Genomic DNA, 15,736 nt, shown 5'->3' with positions numbered 1-15,736 from the left:
CCGGATCCCGCTCGGCCCGCGCAGCCTAACCGTCACAACACCGCACCACCACCCGGCGCCGCCGGAAACGAACCCAGCAAAACCAGCGCACGAGCATGCCGTTTCATCTGCGCGAGCGCGTGGGCCATCTGCACGTCATGCCGATGCCTGGGCAACTCGACGAAGAACCGGTATGCCCACAACTCGCTTCGAAGCGGCCGTGCGTCGAGCCGCGTCACCGGAATCCGATGCTCGGCCAGCGGCGCGAGCACGCGCTGCAGCGCCCCGCTGCTGTTCTCGAGTTCGACACACAACAGCGTGCGATCGTCGCCGGTGGGCGGCGGTTCGTCGCGGCCGATCACGTAGAAACGCGTGCTGTTGAAATGCTCGTCCTGAATCGCCGATGCGACGATCCGCAAGCCGTAGTGATGCGCCGCCCGCTGGCTGCCGATCGCCGCGTGACCCGCCGAACGCGCGGCAAGCTGCGCCGCCTGCGCATTGCTCGCCACCGCCTGTCGGGGCACGTCCGGCAGATGCGCGTCGAGCCAGCGCCGGCACTGCGCGAGCGCCTGTTCGTGCGCCGTCACACAGGTAATGCCGTCGAGCGCGCCATGCGCCGTCATCAGCATATGCCGCACCGGCAGCACGACCTCGCCGCTCACGGTCAGCCGGTTTTTCAGCAGCAGATCCAGCGTGCGCGCGACGATGCCTTCCGTCGAGTTCTCGACCGGCACGACGCCGTGACTCGCGCCGCCGTGCGCGACCGCATCGAACACGGCGTCGACGTTGGTGCAGGACATCGCGTCATGCGTCTCGCCGAAGCACAGCCGCATCGCGTCTTCGGTATAGGTGCCGCATGGCCCGAGAAAGGCGATCGCATTACGCTCGATTTCGCCGCAAGCCGGCGCGAGTTCGAGCAGGCGCGCGGCGTGTTGCGCGGCCTGCGGCGCGGCAACCTTCGGCGCCATAGCCGCCATAGCCGCAATAGGCGCGATCGGTGCATTCGGCGTCGCCATCATGCCGCCGACTGCAAGGACGACAACGACGGCAACGACGGCAAGCTTTCGCGCATCGGCGTCGCCGCATGCCGCTGACGGCGCTGCCGCACGGCGTCGGCGAGTTTGCCCAGCAATGCTTCGGTCGCGTCCCAGCCGATACACGCGTCGGTAATGCTCTGACCGTAGGCGAGCGGCACGTCGGCCACCACGTCCTGGCGGCCGGGCAACAGATTCGATTCGATCATCACGCCGGCAATCCGCTCGCCGCCGCCGGCAATCTGCTCGCACAACGAATCGCACACGCACAATTGTTTGTCGTGCTGCTTGCAACTGTTGCCGTGACTCGCGTCGATGACAACCCGCCCCGGCAGCCCGCCCGCCGCGAGCGACGCGCAGGCTTCGGCGACGCTCTGCGCGTCGTAATTGGGCTGCTTGCCGCCGCGCAGCACGAGGTGACAGTCCTGATTGCCGCTGGTCGCGACCTTCGCGAACCGGCCGCTCTCCGTCACGCCGAGAAAATGATGCGCATGGCCGGCGGCGTGAATCGCGTCGATCGCGATCTTGACGTTGCCGTCCGTGCCGTTCTTGAACCCGATCGGACACGGCAAGCCCGAGGCCAGCTCGCGATGAATCTGCGACTCCGTGGTGCGCGCGCCGATCGCGCCCCAGCTCACCAGATCGGCCAGGTAGTGCGGCGTGGTCACGTCGAGGAACTCGGTCGCGACCGGCACGCCGGCCCGCGTAATGTCGAGCATCAATTGCCGGGCGAGCCGGATGCCGGCGTCGATCGCGTAGCTGCCGTCCAGATGCGGATCGTTGATCAGGCCTTTCCAGCCGACCGTGGTGCGCGGCTTTTCAAAGTACACGCGCATCACGATCTCGAGCTCGTCCTGCCACACATGCCGCTGCTTCGACAAACGCGCGGCGTATTCGAGCGCGGCGACCGGGTCGTGAATCGAACAGGGGCCGACGATCACGATCAGCCTGCCGCTGAGTCCCTGCAGGACCTCGGAAATCGCGCGGCGCGTTTGCATGACGGTGTGCAGGCTTTCGACGTCGCACGGCAACTGTTGCCTCAATTCCGCCGGCCCGATCACCGGCGTCGTCGCGCTCATGCCTCTTCCGATATCCCAACTCAACATAGACAGACCCCATGAGCGTGTCACGCCCGAGAGAAACCACGCGGCCGAACCGCTCAGCCTTGCGAGGACGATGCGCTGCCGGCGAGCCGCTGCATCTGGTTGAAAATATTCTTGCGGTGCATCTCTTCGGTGCCGCCGACGCTCGCAAACCCCATCGCGTCCTTCAGCAACGTGGCGATGCCGCCGTTGTGATAGCCGATGCTGCCGTACAACTTGACGAGGCTCGTGGCGTTGTCGATCAGATCGCTGGCGCCGACCAGCTTGGCCACCGAACACGCCAGCAGTGCCTCGGGATGCGCGTTCAGCAAACGGCCCAGCGCGCCGTAAGCGGCCCAGCGGCTGCGCTCCATGCCGATCTTCATGTCGACTAGACGCTTCTGGATATATTGATGCGAGTCGATCGTGCTTTTAAAGCTGGTGCGCTGCGCCGCGTAGTGCATCGCTTCGTCGACGAACGGCAGCGGCAGGTTCGCCGCCACCAGCCCGTAGTAAAGGCGGCCGAGCGAGATGATGTCGATCAGGTGGCCGAGGCCGCGCCCCGCCTGGCCGAGTATCTGCGACGCGTCGACGTGGATGTCGTCGAAGCGCAGTTCGCCGGTGGGCAGATTGCGGTTGCCGAGCTTGTCGTCCTGCGCGCCGATCACGAGGCCCGGCGTATCGCGGTCGAGCAGCACCAGCGCGATGTTGCTCGACTCGCGCCGCTCCAGACGGCTCACCACGAGGATGAAGTCCATGATCGGCGCATGCGCGATGTTGTATTTGCTGCCGTTGAGGCGGTAGCCGTCCGGCGACTCCGACAGCGTGGTTTCGATGCTGCGCACGTCGGTGCCGGTGGACGGCTCCGCAATGCCGGTCGCGCTGACCTTGCCGCGCATGATGGCGGCCAGATAACGCTCCTTCTGAAACGGGCTGCCGTGCCGCACCATCGCGCGCACCATGCCGGCCTGGGCGATCACCGACAACAGCAGTTCCGGCGTACGGATCGTCGACGACAGCCCGTCGAGCGCGGCGGTGAAACCCCACCAGTCTTCGCCATGGCCGCCGTAGTCTCTGGGGACCACGAGATGCCAGAGCTGCTCGTCGCGCAAGCGGTTCCACCCGGCGTAATCGAAACCTTCCGGCTGCTGGTCGCGCGCTTTCGCAAGCTGCTCGCCAACCGCGGCGAAACGCTCGCGCAGTGTCAGTTGTTCGGGGGTCCAGTCGTGAAACATCGTGCGCCGCTCCGTCGATCAGATTTAAATGGACGGCATGGCGGAGTCCGCATCGGAAAATATGCGCTCTGATACCAGGCCGGTGATAGTCGAGTCGTTACCGCGCGCCGGATAAATCGCCGCTGTCATCCGGCTTTAACATTTTCTCTATCAGTCAAAATAATCGCGAGATTATGCATTTCGCAGATTTTTTAGAATTCAGCACCCCGGCTATTCGCACACGTCAAATTAACCGCGCGCGCCTGTAACCGGATCGGACTGTATTAATGGAGAATCGGATATTCACGCACAGCTATAGTGCATGGGAGATGTCGCCCTTATTTTGCGGCGAGCTGTATGCCCATTGATCGTGCTGCGGGTTGATTCGCTGGCTAGTCTACTCGCGGATCATCTCGCTGTACGCCTGAGATTTCTGATAGGGGTCGACCTGGTATCGCGAATGATATAAGGCGCGCCGATTTATTCTCAGGAAACGAAGCGAGTAAAACAACGCGCACGCAGACTCGCCTTATATTTCCAGGATATGCCGCGATATTTATCGACATAAACCATTCCAAAGCCGTTCGCCCGGTGCGGATTCCCGTCAGCGCGCCGCAGCCGCGCCTTCCGCGCAGCGTTTCGCCAGCCGGACAGCATGATGCTTTGCAATGTAGCCGGCACCAGTGCGATAGCCAGCCCAGGCGCGGTCAGCCCGATCAATGTGGAAACCTGTTGTGCCTCCTGCGCGACCTCCGGGTCGAAGCCGCGTTTCGCGCATAGCGCGAGCATCCACTGCGAAATCGTTACGCCCGCCTGGCGCGGATAGGCGATAAACGGCTCGCCGCGCAGATACTTCAGCTTGAGCGAGGCCGCCTTCGCCAGCCGATGCCCCGCATGCATCACCACCAGTAATGGCTCTTCCGTCAGTGGCGTGAACATCAGTTCGGCGGCGGCGTGCTGCCACGACCTATCTGCGCACGTTGGGGGCGCCGCGCCAGTGTTCCTCGGCGGGGGGCGGCGCCGGTGTTTACCAATGGGATGTATGTGGGCACCGGCAGTTCGTCGACGGCGGTGCGGGTGGGGATGCGGACGTTGTTTTGAAGTGGGTGGTGCTTGTGGTGTGGCATGAGCGGCGTGTGCGGTGCGATGGCGCGCGCGCCGCACTGCAGCCGCCGCTTGCCGCTGCATGTCACGCCTCCCGCCCTACCAGAACGCCCGCCTGAACAGACTCAACCGATTCACCCTGAACAACCGCGCGGGCCGCTGATTGCCGCCCTGAAACTCGTCGGTGGCGATCAGGATATCGGCCTCGTCCGCCGCGTCGCCGGGTTGCAGATCCGCCACCTTGATCCCCAGTCGCGAGCGGAACGTGCCGCGCGACACCGTCTCGCCAAAAATCTGTTCGTAGATCGACTGCAGTTGTGTCAGCGTGAACAACTCCGGCAGCAGCCAGCACGGCAACGTCGAATAGCTCGCCTTGTTGCGCACCCGCTGCACCGCTTCCTCCACTTGCTCGGCATGATCGAATGCCAGTTCGGGCAGGTCGTCCACATCGTAGAACTGAAACACGCCCGCACCGGCCTCGCTCAATTCCGCATGCGGGATCAGCGCGACGTGCGACACGGCAACCGACCAGCCGCGCGGATCGCGCGCCGGGCCGCCGAACGTGCGCAGTTGCTCGAGATAGCGCGGTGCGAAGCCGGTCTTCTCCCCTAGCACGCGCTTCGCCGTCGCTTCCAGCGACGCGTCTTCGCCCACGTGGACATAACCACCGGGTAACGCCAGGCTATGCTTCGCGGGCGCTCGATCGCGCTGGTGCAAGGCCACCTTCAGCAGGCCCTCGTCCAGCGTCAGCAACACAATGTCAACGCTCACGTCCGGCGTGGTGTAGCTCTGTTTCATGGATCACTCCTATGCCTGGGCCGAATATGCGTCACGAGTATTTTCACCTACATAGTTGCAATTCTCAACTAAGTCATCTTATACTGGCAACCGGTTAGTCGGATATTCCGACGAAGCAGGACGGAGGATAACAAATGATTCAGGTTTTTGCCGTATCGAGCGATCGGGGTGAAGTGCCGCTGGAACTCCGCAAGCTGGTGTTCCCCGGCGGCGAGGTCAACGTCACCGTCGAACTGGGCAAGCCCGCGCACACGCTGCGCATTCAGGCGCATCTGCCCCACGCCGAGGCGGTCATGACGCTGCTGCTCGTGACCGACGCGCTGCGCCGCGGCTATCCTGGCACGCCGATCCTGTTGTCCCTGCCGTATGTGCCGTATGCCCGCCAGGACCGCGTGGCGAATGCGGGCGAAGCGCTCAGCGCGCGCGTCTTCTGCGACCTGATCAACACGCAGCAGTATGCGCAGGTCGAAGTGCAGGACCCGCATAGCGACGTCGTGACCGCCCTGCTCGACCGCGTGGTGATTGCCGATCCGTTGCCGTCGTTGCGCCGTGCGCTCACAAGCCTCGGCCTGGGCCGCGCTGCGCTGGTCGCGCCGGACGCCGGCGCCCGCAAGCGCGTCATGCATCTGGCGCACGCGCTGGAACTCGACGTGGTGTTCGCCGAGAAAGTGCGCAACACGCAGACCGGCAAGATCACCGGTACTCAGGTGGTGGGCGATTTGCCCGACGCGCCGCTGCTGGTGGTGGACGATATCTGCGACGGTGGCCGCACCTTCACCGAACTCGCCGGGGCATTGCGTACCCGTCAGGCCGAACAGCGCCAGAGCCAGCCGCTTTACCTGTATGTCACGCACGGCATTTTCAGCAAGGGCCTCGCGCCGCTGCTCGAACACTACCAGACGGTTTTCACGCGCAACAACTGGACGAGCGACACACGCTGCCAGCTGGTTTGAACTGAACCGAATCCGAACCTATCGTCTGAATCCGAACTCGCCAGGAGATGTTGATGAACGCCCCCGACCGCACGGAAGTCCTCGAAAAGAACCAGCTCGTTCCGTTCAATCTCGCCGATTTCTACAAGACCGGCCACCCGTCCATGTACCCGAAAGCGACCACCAAACTCGTCGCGAACTTCACGCCCCGTTCCGCGAAGTACGCGCCGGTGCTGCGCGAACTGTTCGATGACAAGGTGGTGTGGTTCGGCCTGCAAGGCTTCATTCAGGAATTCCTGATCGACCTGTTCGGCGCCGAGTTCTTCCAGAAGCCGAAGGCGCAGGCCGTGCGCAAGTACAAGCGGCGCATGGATACCGCGTTGGGACCGGACGCCGTGCCGGTGGCGAGCCTCGAAGCGCTGCACGATCTCGGCCACCTGCCGCTTGAAATCCGCTCGCTGCCGGAAGGCTCGCGGGTCGACATCAAGGTGCCGCCGGTGATTTTCACTAACACGCACCCGGATTTTCCGTGGGTGTCCACCTACTTTGAAACGGTGGTGAGCTGCGAATCGTGGAAGCCGTCCACGGTCGCCACCATCGCGTTCGAATTCCGCAAGCTGCTGACCTACTTCGCGAACCTGACCGGCGCGCCGCTCGACTTCGTGAACTGGCAAGGTCACGATTTTTCGATGCGCGGCATGAGCGGCGTGCACGACGCCATGCGTTGCGGCGCGGGTCACCTGTTGTCGTTCACCGGCACGGACACGATCCCCGCGATCGATTATCTCGAGGACCACTACGGCGCGAATGCGGAGCGTGAGCTCGTCGGCGGTTCGATTCCAGCGTCGGAACACAGCGTGATGGCGCTGCGCATTCTGCTGACGCAGCAACGCCTCGAACGCGATCCGGCGCAAGCCATGCTCGACCCGAAGGCGCTGCGCCGCAAGGCCGAACTGGAAGTGATCCGCGAGTTCGTCACCGAAGGCTACCCGCAAGGAATGGTCTCGCTCGTCAGCGATACGTTCGACTTCTGGAACGTGATGACGGTGATCGCCAAAGAACTGAAAGCGGATATTCTCGCCCGTCGGCCGGACGCGTTGGGCAACGCCAAGGTGGTGTTCCGCCCCGACTCCGGCGATCCGGTGAAGATCCTCACGGGCTATACCGACGACGAACTCGTGCTGGACAGCGACGGTAAGCCCGCCGTTACTGAAACGGGCCGCTACACGGTCAAGGAAAGCGGCGAGACGATCAGCGAAGCGGAGCGCACCGGCGCGGTGGAGTGCCTGTGGAATATCTACGGCGGCACCACCACCGAGAAAGGCTACAAGGTGCTGGATTCGCACGTCGGGTTGATCTACGGCGACTCGATCACGCTGACGCGCGCGCGCGACATCATGTTGCGCATGGCGGCCAAGGGGTTCGCTTCGTGCAACGTGGTGCTGGGCATCGGCAGCTACGTGTATGGGATGAACTCGCGCGACACCTTCGGCTATGCGCTCAAGGCGATCTATGCCGAGGTGGATGGCGAAGCGGTCGACATCTATAAAGACCCGGCCACCGACGACGGCACCAAGAAGTCCGCGAAGGGGCTGCCGCGTGTCGAGAAGGAAGGCGATCACTTCGTGCTGTACGAACAGCAGACGGTCGAGCAGGCTGAAGGCGGTGCGCTGGTGCCCGTGTTCCGGAATGGCGAATTGCTGGTGAGGCAGTCGCTGGCGGAGATTCGCGAGCGCTTGCAGTCGTCGTGGACGTGTCCGGAGGCGGGGTCGATTGTTTGGGGGTGAGGAGGCGGGTGAGGTTGAACGAGGCTCCGCGCATCAATGTGCCGGGCCTTGCAAATGCCACTTCACCTTTAGTCAACCAATGGAATTCGCGCGCGCGCCCAATCTAATGCCGTTGGCGGCATAAATAGGTGCTTTTCAAAAGCACGTCCATTATTGTCATAATAGGTGATGCGATCAGGTCCGTACTCAAGAGAATTCGGGAAATTTTCATTCCAGTTGACTGAAAAATACCTTGTCGCGAGAAGCAATCCCGCATCACTGAAAACCTGCAGCCTTATTTCATCGCCGCTTTGCATGTCGTCACCACCGGTTCTGCATAAGCTTACTTTATAATTTTTTCCACTGAAAATTTTCATGCCGCCGTTGAGTTTTTGACTGTATAAATCGCATCTTGCATATTGTGTCGGCATGACAAAGTCGTAGAGACAAACGCATGCATAGCCACCAACGATCAAAAAAATGGCGACGGATAACTTTCTTTTCCGACTCGCCTTCGCCTTCACGAAGACACAGGTTATTACGATCACAAAAACAAACGCAATCAGACGCACCATTGCCTGCTTGTACTCGATCAGAAAAAGTAAAATTTTGACGCCAGCGAGATCAAAAACGAAACCGCAGACAATCAAAATTAGTACAGCGATAAATATTCGCCTCACATTTTTTCCGCCGGCCTGCATATCACCCCCAAGTCGACCTCAATCGGCCTGCCTGGCTTTATATATTTCGGCCTTGAATAAATCATAAAATCGCCGCCCCGATCATGCTTTTCCCGCCAGCGATTATACGTACTATTGTAGACAGGCCAATACACATCCCTTTCCATGAATTTTCAGATCAAGCCGGTTCTTTTGTCAACTGGTTTATCTATCAAAAAGATACTTCCAGTTAAAATTTATTTCGGTTTCTGGCGAATCACCAAAGCGAGTCTGAAATCTTTTTCCATTGACAAGCTCGCTAATAAGCGCGCCTTTCGTCAGTATCATCCCTCTTTTATTCCAGTGACCTGGATATTGCGAATTCCCATCCGGATCGTTGAACGAATAATTATCTTTCAAGTATACGTAGACATGGGTTACCTTGATCTGCGCATCCATACAATAGGTCTTGGTCTTCGCACTCCGATCATATTTGTAATATCGATCCCCACGGACCTCAACATGACCGATTGCAGCATAGATACCAAAATTTGCCAGGGCAGCCGTCAAATCGGTCATGCCGAGGCGACTTGTCAGGGTATCGTAACTCGATATGTTGGCGATCTGAAACTGCCAGTCCATATGAAACCTTCTTAGATCCTTCAGAAAGATTTTGGTGTCGATGTCCAAGGCGGTCGAGTGTTGAAACCCTCTTTCCAGAATCGGCTTGATCTTGTTCTTTATGAGCGTATCAGCCGCCTCATTGTAAATCTTCCTTGAAATCAGATCGTCGTATTTGTTTTTTACGCCGCCGAAATTCAGACACCAATCCAGCGAGATCGTCGCACTGTCGATAGGTTGAACGGAGTTTGGATTATCATCATAAGTGTGTTTTGAGTTGCTGAACCACTCGGACGCGAGTTTTGCCGAGACTGGCCAGCCCATGTTTTTCATGGCACGCGGTATGTCTAACAGATCAAATGTTGGCGGATTTTCAATCTGCTCGGCATCTTGAGGGGGTTGCGGTTCAGGTCGTGAGGTAAGTGCTAGCGAAGGCGATTTCTCTCGATTTTTTTCTTCTACCTGTGGGTTCGGCGCTCGGACGGGCACTTGTCTGGGTGGCGACGGCTCATTACGCGCCAGACGATCAAACGAAATACATTTCAACGTATTGAGCGGCACGCAGCCTTGCGAGCCCGATGATTCACTCCACTTCGATCCGGCAAGAAAATAGTACGGCACTTTAACTATTCTTCTCATTTTCCAAGAACTTAATCCCTCGACACGAATACCGCATGCAAATCATGCGGATCAAAAAAACACGGATATCAACCCGATCACGCGCATTCAAGACGTGAAAACCAGATTAGTTGCCGAGTTTATTTTTTATCGAGGCATTCAATCAATGAGAAAATTCTGCAAATTTCGTCCGTAAATTCCGCATCACCAGAACATCAGATAAAATCGCCAATATCACATCGATTCTGCATAAATAGGGATGAACATGGCGAAGACGAAGTGCGGTGAAGTCAACATTTTGGACAAGCGCACGCCACCGCGTTCCAGCCGCCCGCATCGGTTGGTCCAAGCCCATAAGCGTCACATAACGCACCGTTTTACATGTCCCCAAAACCACCAGTCAGAATACACATGCATAACGCGCATTAACCTCGTGTACTATTCCCTCTCGCAGCAACGGCCCACCATTTAAAGCATGACCAACTCCGACACGCAGCTCCCCTTTCAAGTCTCCGTCACCTTGACGGATGAAGACTTTATCGCCGCGCATGTCGTGCTTTATTCGGCGAAACGCACGCTGCGCAGACGGCTTCGTTCGATCGGGATTGCCGCGGTAGTCGGCGGACTCGTCGGCTGGTATTGGTCCGCAACGCATGTCGGCATATCGATCGCATCCAGCATCGCCGCTTGCGCGATTGCGGCCGCCGCGCTGGTGTTCTGCAACGACGCGTATTTCGCTCCCCTCTTCCTGCGCGGTATCGCGCGGGCCGGCCTCAAAGCGCGGATCAAACGCGGCGCGGTGCCATTTATCGGCCCGCAGCAAGTCACCTTCGACGCAACCGGCGTAACCGGCGAGTCGACGCTATCGAGCCTGCGTCTGAACTGGTCGAGCCTGACCTCGCGCGCGGACGACGCCGAGCGCATCTATCTGTTCGCGGGCGGCTCCGCATTCGTCGCACTGCCGCGTCGCGATTTGCTGCCGACGCAGCTCGCGGCAATCGAGCGTGTGATCGCTCGATATATGCCGGTGAGGGACCGCAGCGTTGAACGATGAACCGAACGGCGCGTCATGCGTGACGCCCATCCAGCGCTTCACACTTGAACACCACCACGGCCCCTACGAATCATGGCCGCCCGCGTCGCGCCTGATCGTCGACGGCCAGACGCTGCCGCTCGCGATTCCCGGCTACACGTTGCTGTTCCAGTTCGACACGCCATCCGGTTATCTATTCGCCACCGACTTCGATTGCCTGTTCGAAGAAGCGGCAGCGTTCGTGCTGGTCAGCAAGGACCTGCAACGCGTGCTTGCCGTCCGTCAGATCGGCGCGCCGTATTGTTCGTTCTGGCTGGATGACATCCAGTGGACGGACAGCACGCATTTCATCGCGACGTTCGCCGACGATCCGAACCGCTGGTTCTTCACAATCCGCGAACACGGGATCACGTGGCGCGGCCTAAGGTGGCTGTGTCCGCGCCTGATGATGCGAAGGATCAAAGCGTCCAGCGAAGCATGATTCAAGAGCGCGGCGCCGCAACCGCCCGCCAAACCGCGCCCCCTCCCTCGCCGCAACCGCCCCTCACTTGCGCCAAGACCCATGCGGCAACTCGACGTCCCGCTGCGCCGCCGCCAATCCCGCAACCATCCCATCACGGTCGAACGGAACGCAATACACCGGCTTCGCCCGTTCAAACCGCCAACTATCCCGCAACGCGCCGGCATCGACCGGATCGAAGCCAAACTGATCCATCAGCCCACTCACGACCTGTTTCGCCGCCGCATCATCGCCCGCGAACGGCAAAGCGCGACGCTGCGGCGTACCAACCGGCCGACCGTCCGTGTGCAGATCCGCAGCCAGAATCGCGTTGAACGCCTTCACCACCTTCGCGCCCGGCAACAAAGCGGCCAGCATCTGGCTGGTCGTAGTCGTACGCTCGTCAAGCGCCGCGATAGGGCCGTCGCGCTCCGGATAGTAGTTGCACGTATCGATCACGATCTTGCCGTCGAGCGCGGCGACCGGCAGCGCGCCGATCTGCGAAAACGGCACGGCCATGACGACCACGTCACCGAAACTCGCCGCCTGTTGCGCGGTGCCGAGCGCGCAACCGAGCGCGGCGGCAGTGCTCATCAAGGTCGATGGATCGCGCGAATTGCTGATCATCACGTCATGCCCGCTCTGCTTCGCGAGGGTTGCCATCGCGCGGCCGATAAAGCCCGCGCCGAGAATGCCTATCTTCATGTTTCACACTCCATCACTGGTTGAGGACCGCGCCGTCGAGCGCGCCTGTCGGTGAGAAACACTATGATTCAAAACTTCAACATGATAAACACGCATGATCCGACGATTGTCGAAACCACAAGTAGGGAATCATGGACCGTCTGACCAGCATGGCCGTGTTCGTCAAAACCGCGGACAGCGGCTCGTTCGCCGCGGCCGCGCTCGCGTTCGGCATCTCGTCACAGATGGCGGGCAAGCACGTGAGCACGCTGGAAGAGCGCGTCGGCGCGCGCCTGCTCAACCGGACCACGCGCCGCCAGAGCCTCACCGAAATCGGCCAGATTTTCTACGAGCGCTGCAAGGCGCTGCTCGCGGATGCCGAAGCCGCCGAATCGGTCGCGCAGGAACTGTCGGCCTCGCCGCGCGGGCGCCTGCGCATTACCGCGCCGGTCACGTTCGGCGCCAACTGCCTCGCGCCGATGATCGCCCGCTATCTGAAAGGCCATCCGCACGTGCGGGTCGACCTGACGCTGACCGACCGCTTCGTCGATCTGATCGACGAAGGCTACGAGGCCGCGATCCGGCTCGGCGCGCTGACGGATTCGTCGCTGATCGGCCGGCAACTGATGCCGTACCGGCTGCTCGTGTGCGCCTCGCCCGACTATCTGGCGGAGCACGGCGAGCCGCGAACGCCCGCGGAATTAGCCGATCATGCGTGCCTGAGCTTCGTCTACATGACCCGGCCGGTCGCGATCGAATGGCATTTCTCGGACGCGCACGGCGAGTACGTGGTGCCGGTCTCGGGCCCGTTTCACGCCAACGACGTGAAAGCGCTGCGCGCCGCCGCGCTCCACGGCGCGGGCGTGATGCTCGCGCCCGAGGTGGCCGTGCAGGAGGATCTCGCCGCAGGCCGTCTGGTGCGCCTTCTGCGCGACTACGAAACGCCCGCCCGGCCGATGCATCTGGTGTTCCCAGCGAGCCGTGCGACCCCGAAACTGCGGGCCTTCATCGACCAGGTGGTCGCGGAATTCGGTCCCGACACGGTGCAGGACGGCCAGTTCGAAGCGACCTGACGGCGCTTGAATCCGGCTCTTCAAAGTCCGCCAAATTACGCGCGCCGAACGCTAGAATGCCCGGCTTTGTCCGCGTCGGACCCGCCGCAAGGCAAAATACGGGTCTCGCGCGCGCCAACCACGGCGCGATGAAGCCTCGCCAGGCCCGTCGCGTGCGGCACAGTCAGGACAGCTCGTCCTTTAACAGAGCCTCTCAGGAGCATTGATGACCGATTCGAACCCATCCTTCCTCGGCAGGATTTCACTTGCCGTCGGCACGTTTTTCAGCATTCTCGGCGACGGTGAATTCGCTGCCGGCGTACTGCGTCTGCGTCAAGGCGGCACGGCCGCTGCCGCCACACCGGCTCCGGCGCCCACGCCTGCGCCCGCTCCCGTCGCAGCCCCCGCGCCCGTGCTGAAAACCGCCAGCCCCGACGCCGCGCTGCAACTGCTCGGCCTGCTGCAACGCGACGCACGCTTCATCGATTTCGTCGAAGAAGACATCAAGAGCTACAGCGACGCCGACATCGGCGCGGCCGCGCGCCTCGTGCACGACGGCTGCCGCACGACGCTGCGCGAGCATTTCACGATCCGTCCGGTGCGCGACGAAGCCGAAGGCAGCCGCATCACGCTGGCCGAAGGTTTCGACGCCAGCGCGGTTCGCCTGACCGGCAACGTGGTCGGCAAGGCGCCGTTCAACGGCAGCATCAGCCATCGCGGCTGGCGCGTCGACGAGGTGCGTCTGCCGAAACTCGCCGAGAGCCACAACGCGAACGTCATCGCACCGGCCGAGGTGGAACTATGAGCGACGCCCGCTATTCGATCGGTATCGATCTCGGCACCACGCACTGCGCGCTGTCGTACGTCGACACCAGCGCCAGCGACGGCGAGAAAACCACGCAAGGCGTGCTGCCGATCGCGCAACTCACCGGCCCCGGCGCGATCGACAATCTCGATCTGCTGCCCTCGTTCCTGTATTTGCCGCATCCGGACGAACTGGCGTCCGGCGACCTGTACCTGCCGTGGACCGGCCAGCGCGAATTCGCGGTCGGCGAGTTCGCCCGCAATCGCGGCGCGGCCACGCCGATCCGGCTGGTGTCGAGCGCGAAGAGCTGGTTGTGTCATCCGGGCGTCGACCGGCGCGCGGCGATTCTGCCCAACGACGCGCCGCCGGAAGTCGCGCGCGTCTCGCCGCTCGAAAGCTCGGTGCGCTATCTGACGCACTTGCGCGAAGCATGGGATCACGCGCATCCGGAGGCGCCGTTCAGCCAGCAGGACGTCACGGTGACGATCCCGGCCTCGTTCGATCCGGCCGCGCGCGAACTGACCGCCGAAGCCGCCGAGGCCGCCGGCTTCGCCCGCATGACGCTGCTCGAAGAACCGCAGGCCGCGCTGTATAGCTGGATCCAGAAGAGCGGCGGCCAATGGCGCAAACAGGTGAAGGTCGGCGACATCATCCTCGTGGTCGACGTGGGCGGCGGCACGATCGACCTCTCGCTGATCGCCGTGATCGAGCGTGAAGGCAATCTCGAACTGCATCGCGTCGCGGTCGGCGAACATATTCTGCTCGGCGGCGACAACATGGACCTCGCGCTCGCGCACGTCGTCGCACGCAAGCTGGCGGCGCAAGGCACCCAGGCCGACGCGTGGCAATTGCGCGCCCTCACCTACGCGTGCCGCGCGGCCAAGGAAACGCTGCTCAGCGATCCAGCCACCGACACCGTGCCGCTCGTCGTACCGAGCCGCGGCTCGAAGCTGATCGGCGGTTCGATCCGCACCGAACTCACGCGCGCCGAACTGACACAAACAATCCTCGAAGGCTTTTTCCCGCAGGTAGATAGCGCGGCACGTCCGGTGAGCCGCGCGCGCGCCGGTCTGACGCAACTCGGTCTGCCGTATGCGCAGGACGCGGGCATTACACGGCATCTGGCCGCGTTCCTCGGCCGCCAGGTCGGCGCGCTGGCCGAACTCGAAGGTCTCGGCGAGGCGGCGGCCCACGCCGCCGCGCAAGGCGCGAGCTTCCTGCATCCCACCGTGGTGCTGTTCAACGGCGGCGTGTTCAAGTCGCCGCTGCTGGTCGAACGCATCATGGGCACGCTCAACAACTGGCTCGCGGCGGAAAGCGCGGCGCCGGCGCGACTGCTCGAAGGCGCCGATCTCGACCTCGCGGTCGCACGCGGCGCGGCTTACTACGGCTACGTGCGACGCGGTCAGGGCGTGCGGATTCGCGGCGGCACCGCGCGGGCGTACTACATCGCGATCGAATCGGCCATGCCCGCCGTGCCCGGCCTCGAACCGCCGATCCAGGCGCTGTGCGTGGCGCCCTTCGGCATGGAGGAAGGCACCGACGCCGAGTTGCCCGCGCAGGAGTTCGGTCTTGTAGTCGGCGAGCCGGTGCACTTCCGTTTCTTCGGCTCGTCGGTGCGTCGTCAGGATCAGGTCGGCACGCTGCTCGACTTCTGGGGCCCGGATGAATTGCAGGAACTCGAAGAGATCCAGGCAACGCTGCCGGCCGCCGGCCGCACCGCCGGTGAAGTCGTGCCGGTGAAGCTGCACGCGCGCGTGACCGAAACGGGCACGCTCGAACTCGAAGCGATACCGCGCGGCACGGACGCGCGCTGGAAAGTCGAGTTCGACGTGCGCGGCAACGCGAATGCATGA

General features: G+C 61.9%; 16 protein-coding genes. 7 read left to right on the top strand and 9 right to left on the bottom strand.

Features of this window, described 5'->3' with window-relative positions:
* Positions 1 to 32: 32 nt before the first annotated feature.
* The 5 genes from pheA to FA94_RS08420 form a co-directional block, all read right to left on the bottom strand.
* A complete protein-coding gene (gene pheA / locus FA94_RS08440) occupies positions 33 to 998 on the bottom strand; it encodes a prephenate dehydratase (RefSeq protein WP_081935823.1) in 966 nt (321 codons plus the stop codon).
* The gene (locus tag FA94_RS08435) at positions 995 to 2,119 is read right to left on the bottom strand and encodes a 3-deoxy-7-phosphoheptulonate synthase (RefSeq protein WP_051980480.1); all 1,125 of its coding nucleotides are present in this window, start codon (positions 2,117 to 2,119) and stop codon (positions 995 to 997) included. The genes pheA and FA94_RS08435 overlap by 4 nt, the downstream gene beginning before the upstream one ends.
* 53 nt (positions 2,120 to 2,172) lie before the next feature.
* A complete protein-coding gene (locus tag FA94_RS08430; protein ID WP_035549642.1) occupies positions 2,173 to 3,330 on the bottom strand; it encodes an acyl-CoA dehydrogenase family protein in 1,158 nt (385 codons plus the stop codon).
* Positions 3,331 to 3,795: 465 nt separating this feature from the next.
* Positions 3,796 to 4,497, bottom strand: coding sequence for a LysR substrate-binding domain-containing protein (locus FA94_RS37885; RefSeq protein ID WP_081935821.1), 702 nt, complete (start codon positions 4,495 to 4,497; stop codon positions 3,796 to 3,798).
* A gap of 15 nt (positions 4,498 to 4,512) precedes the next feature.
* A complete protein-coding gene (locus FA94_RS08420) occupies positions 4,513 to 5,211 on the bottom strand; it encodes an NUDIX hydrolase (RefSeq protein WP_035549639.1) in 699 nt (232 codons plus the stop codon).
* Positions 5,212 to 5,345: 134 nt separating this feature from the next.
* On the opposite strand from FA94_RS08420, the gene prs reads away from it, so the two are divergent.
* On the top strand, positions 5,346 to 6,164 hold the full coding sequence (prs, locus tag FA94_RS08415; protein ID WP_035549637.1) for a ribose-phosphate diphosphokinase: 819 nt from the start codon (positions 5,346 to 5,348) through the stop codon (positions 6,162 to 6,164).
* A gap of 53 nt (positions 6,165 to 6,217) precedes the next feature.
* Positions 6,218 to 7,930 (top strand): nicotinate phosphoribosyltransferase, encoded by a 1,713-nt coding sequence (locus FA94_RS08410; RefSeq protein WP_035549635.1) that lies wholly within the window; start codon positions 6,218 to 6,220, stop codon positions 7,928 to 7,930.
* A gap of 68 nt (positions 7,931 to 7,998) precedes the next feature.
* On the opposite strand, the gene FA94_RS37210 is transcribed toward FA94_RS08410, so the two are convergent.
* From FA94_RS37210 to FA94_RS08400, 3 genes are read right to left on the bottom strand one after another with little or no spacing between them, the layout of a single operon-like run.
* Positions 7,999 to 8,610: a hypothetical protein gene (locus tag FA94_RS37210; protein ID WP_051980478.1), complete on the bottom strand. Its 612-nt coding sequence runs from the start codon at positions 8,608 to 8,610 to the stop codon at positions 7,999 to 8,001.
* A complete protein-coding gene (locus FA94_RS39735; RefSeq protein WP_286165980.1) occupies positions 8,586 to 8,756 on the bottom strand; it encodes a DUF6402 family protein in 171 nt (56 codons plus the stop codon). Before FA94_RS39735 ends, FA94_RS37210 begins: the two co-directional genes overlap by 25 nt.
* 37 nt (positions 8,757 to 8,793) lie before the next feature.
* Complete coding sequence (locus FA94_RS08400; protein ID WP_286165979.1) at positions 8,794 to 9,810, bottom strand: DUF6402 family protein; 1,017 nt, start codon at positions 9,808 to 9,810, stop codon at positions 8,794 to 8,796.
* A 472-nt stretch (positions 9,811 to 10,282) separates the two neighbouring features.
* Here FA94_RS08400 and FA94_RS08395 point away from each other — a divergent pair, with 472 nt between their 5' ends.
* Together FA94_RS08395 and FA94_RS08390 are read left to right on the top strand one after the other, a co-directional pair.
* Positions 10,283 to 10,861, top strand: a complete 579-nt coding sequence (locus FA94_RS08395) for a YcxB family protein (protein ID WP_035549632.1) — start codon at positions 10,283 to 10,285, stop codon at positions 10,859 to 10,861.
* Positions 10,851 to 11,321, top strand: coding sequence for a hypothetical protein (locus FA94_RS08390; protein WP_231584897.1), 471 nt, complete (start codon positions 10,851 to 10,853; stop codon positions 11,319 to 11,321). The genes FA94_RS08395 and FA94_RS08390 overlap by 11 nt, the downstream gene beginning before the upstream one ends.
* 63 nt (positions 11,322 to 11,384) lie before the next feature.
* Here the strand turns inward: FA94_RS08390 and FA94_RS08385 are convergent, their stop codons facing one another.
* The gene (locus FA94_RS08385; protein WP_035549629.1) at positions 11,385 to 12,044 is read right to left on the bottom strand and encodes an NADPH-dependent F420 reductase; all 660 of its coding nucleotides are present in this window, start codon (positions 12,042 to 12,044) and stop codon (positions 11,385 to 11,387) included.
* Positions 12,045 to 12,175: 131 nt separating this feature from the next.
* Here FA94_RS08385 and FA94_RS08380 point away from each other — a divergent pair, with 131 nt between their 5' ends.
* The 3 genes from FA94_RS08380 (at position 12,176) to FA94_RS08370 (ending at position 15,736) form a co-directional block, all read left to right on the top strand.
* On the top strand, positions 12,176 to 13,096 hold the full coding sequence (locus tag FA94_RS08380) for a LysR family transcriptional regulator (protein WP_035549626.1): 921 nt from the start codon (positions 12,176 to 12,178) through the stop codon (positions 13,094 to 13,096).
* A 205-nt stretch (positions 13,097 to 13,301) separates the two neighbouring features.
* Positions 13,302 to 13,880, top strand: a complete 579-nt coding sequence (locus tag FA94_RS08375; protein ID WP_035549624.1) for a DUF2760 domain-containing protein — start codon at positions 13,302 to 13,304, stop codon at positions 13,878 to 13,880.
* A complete protein-coding gene (locus FA94_RS08370; RefSeq protein WP_035549622.1) occupies positions 13,877 to 15,736 on the top strand; it encodes an Hsp70 family protein in 1,860 nt (619 codons plus the stop codon). Before FA94_RS08375 ends, FA94_RS08370 begins: the two co-directional genes overlap by 4 nt.

The sequence above is a fragment of the Burkholderia sp. 9120 genome (assembly GCF_000745015.1).
GTDB lineage: Bacteria > Pseudomonadota > Gammaproteobacteria > Burkholderiales > Burkholderiaceae > Paraburkholderia.
This window is presented reverse-complemented; position numbering and strand designations above follow the sequence as displayed.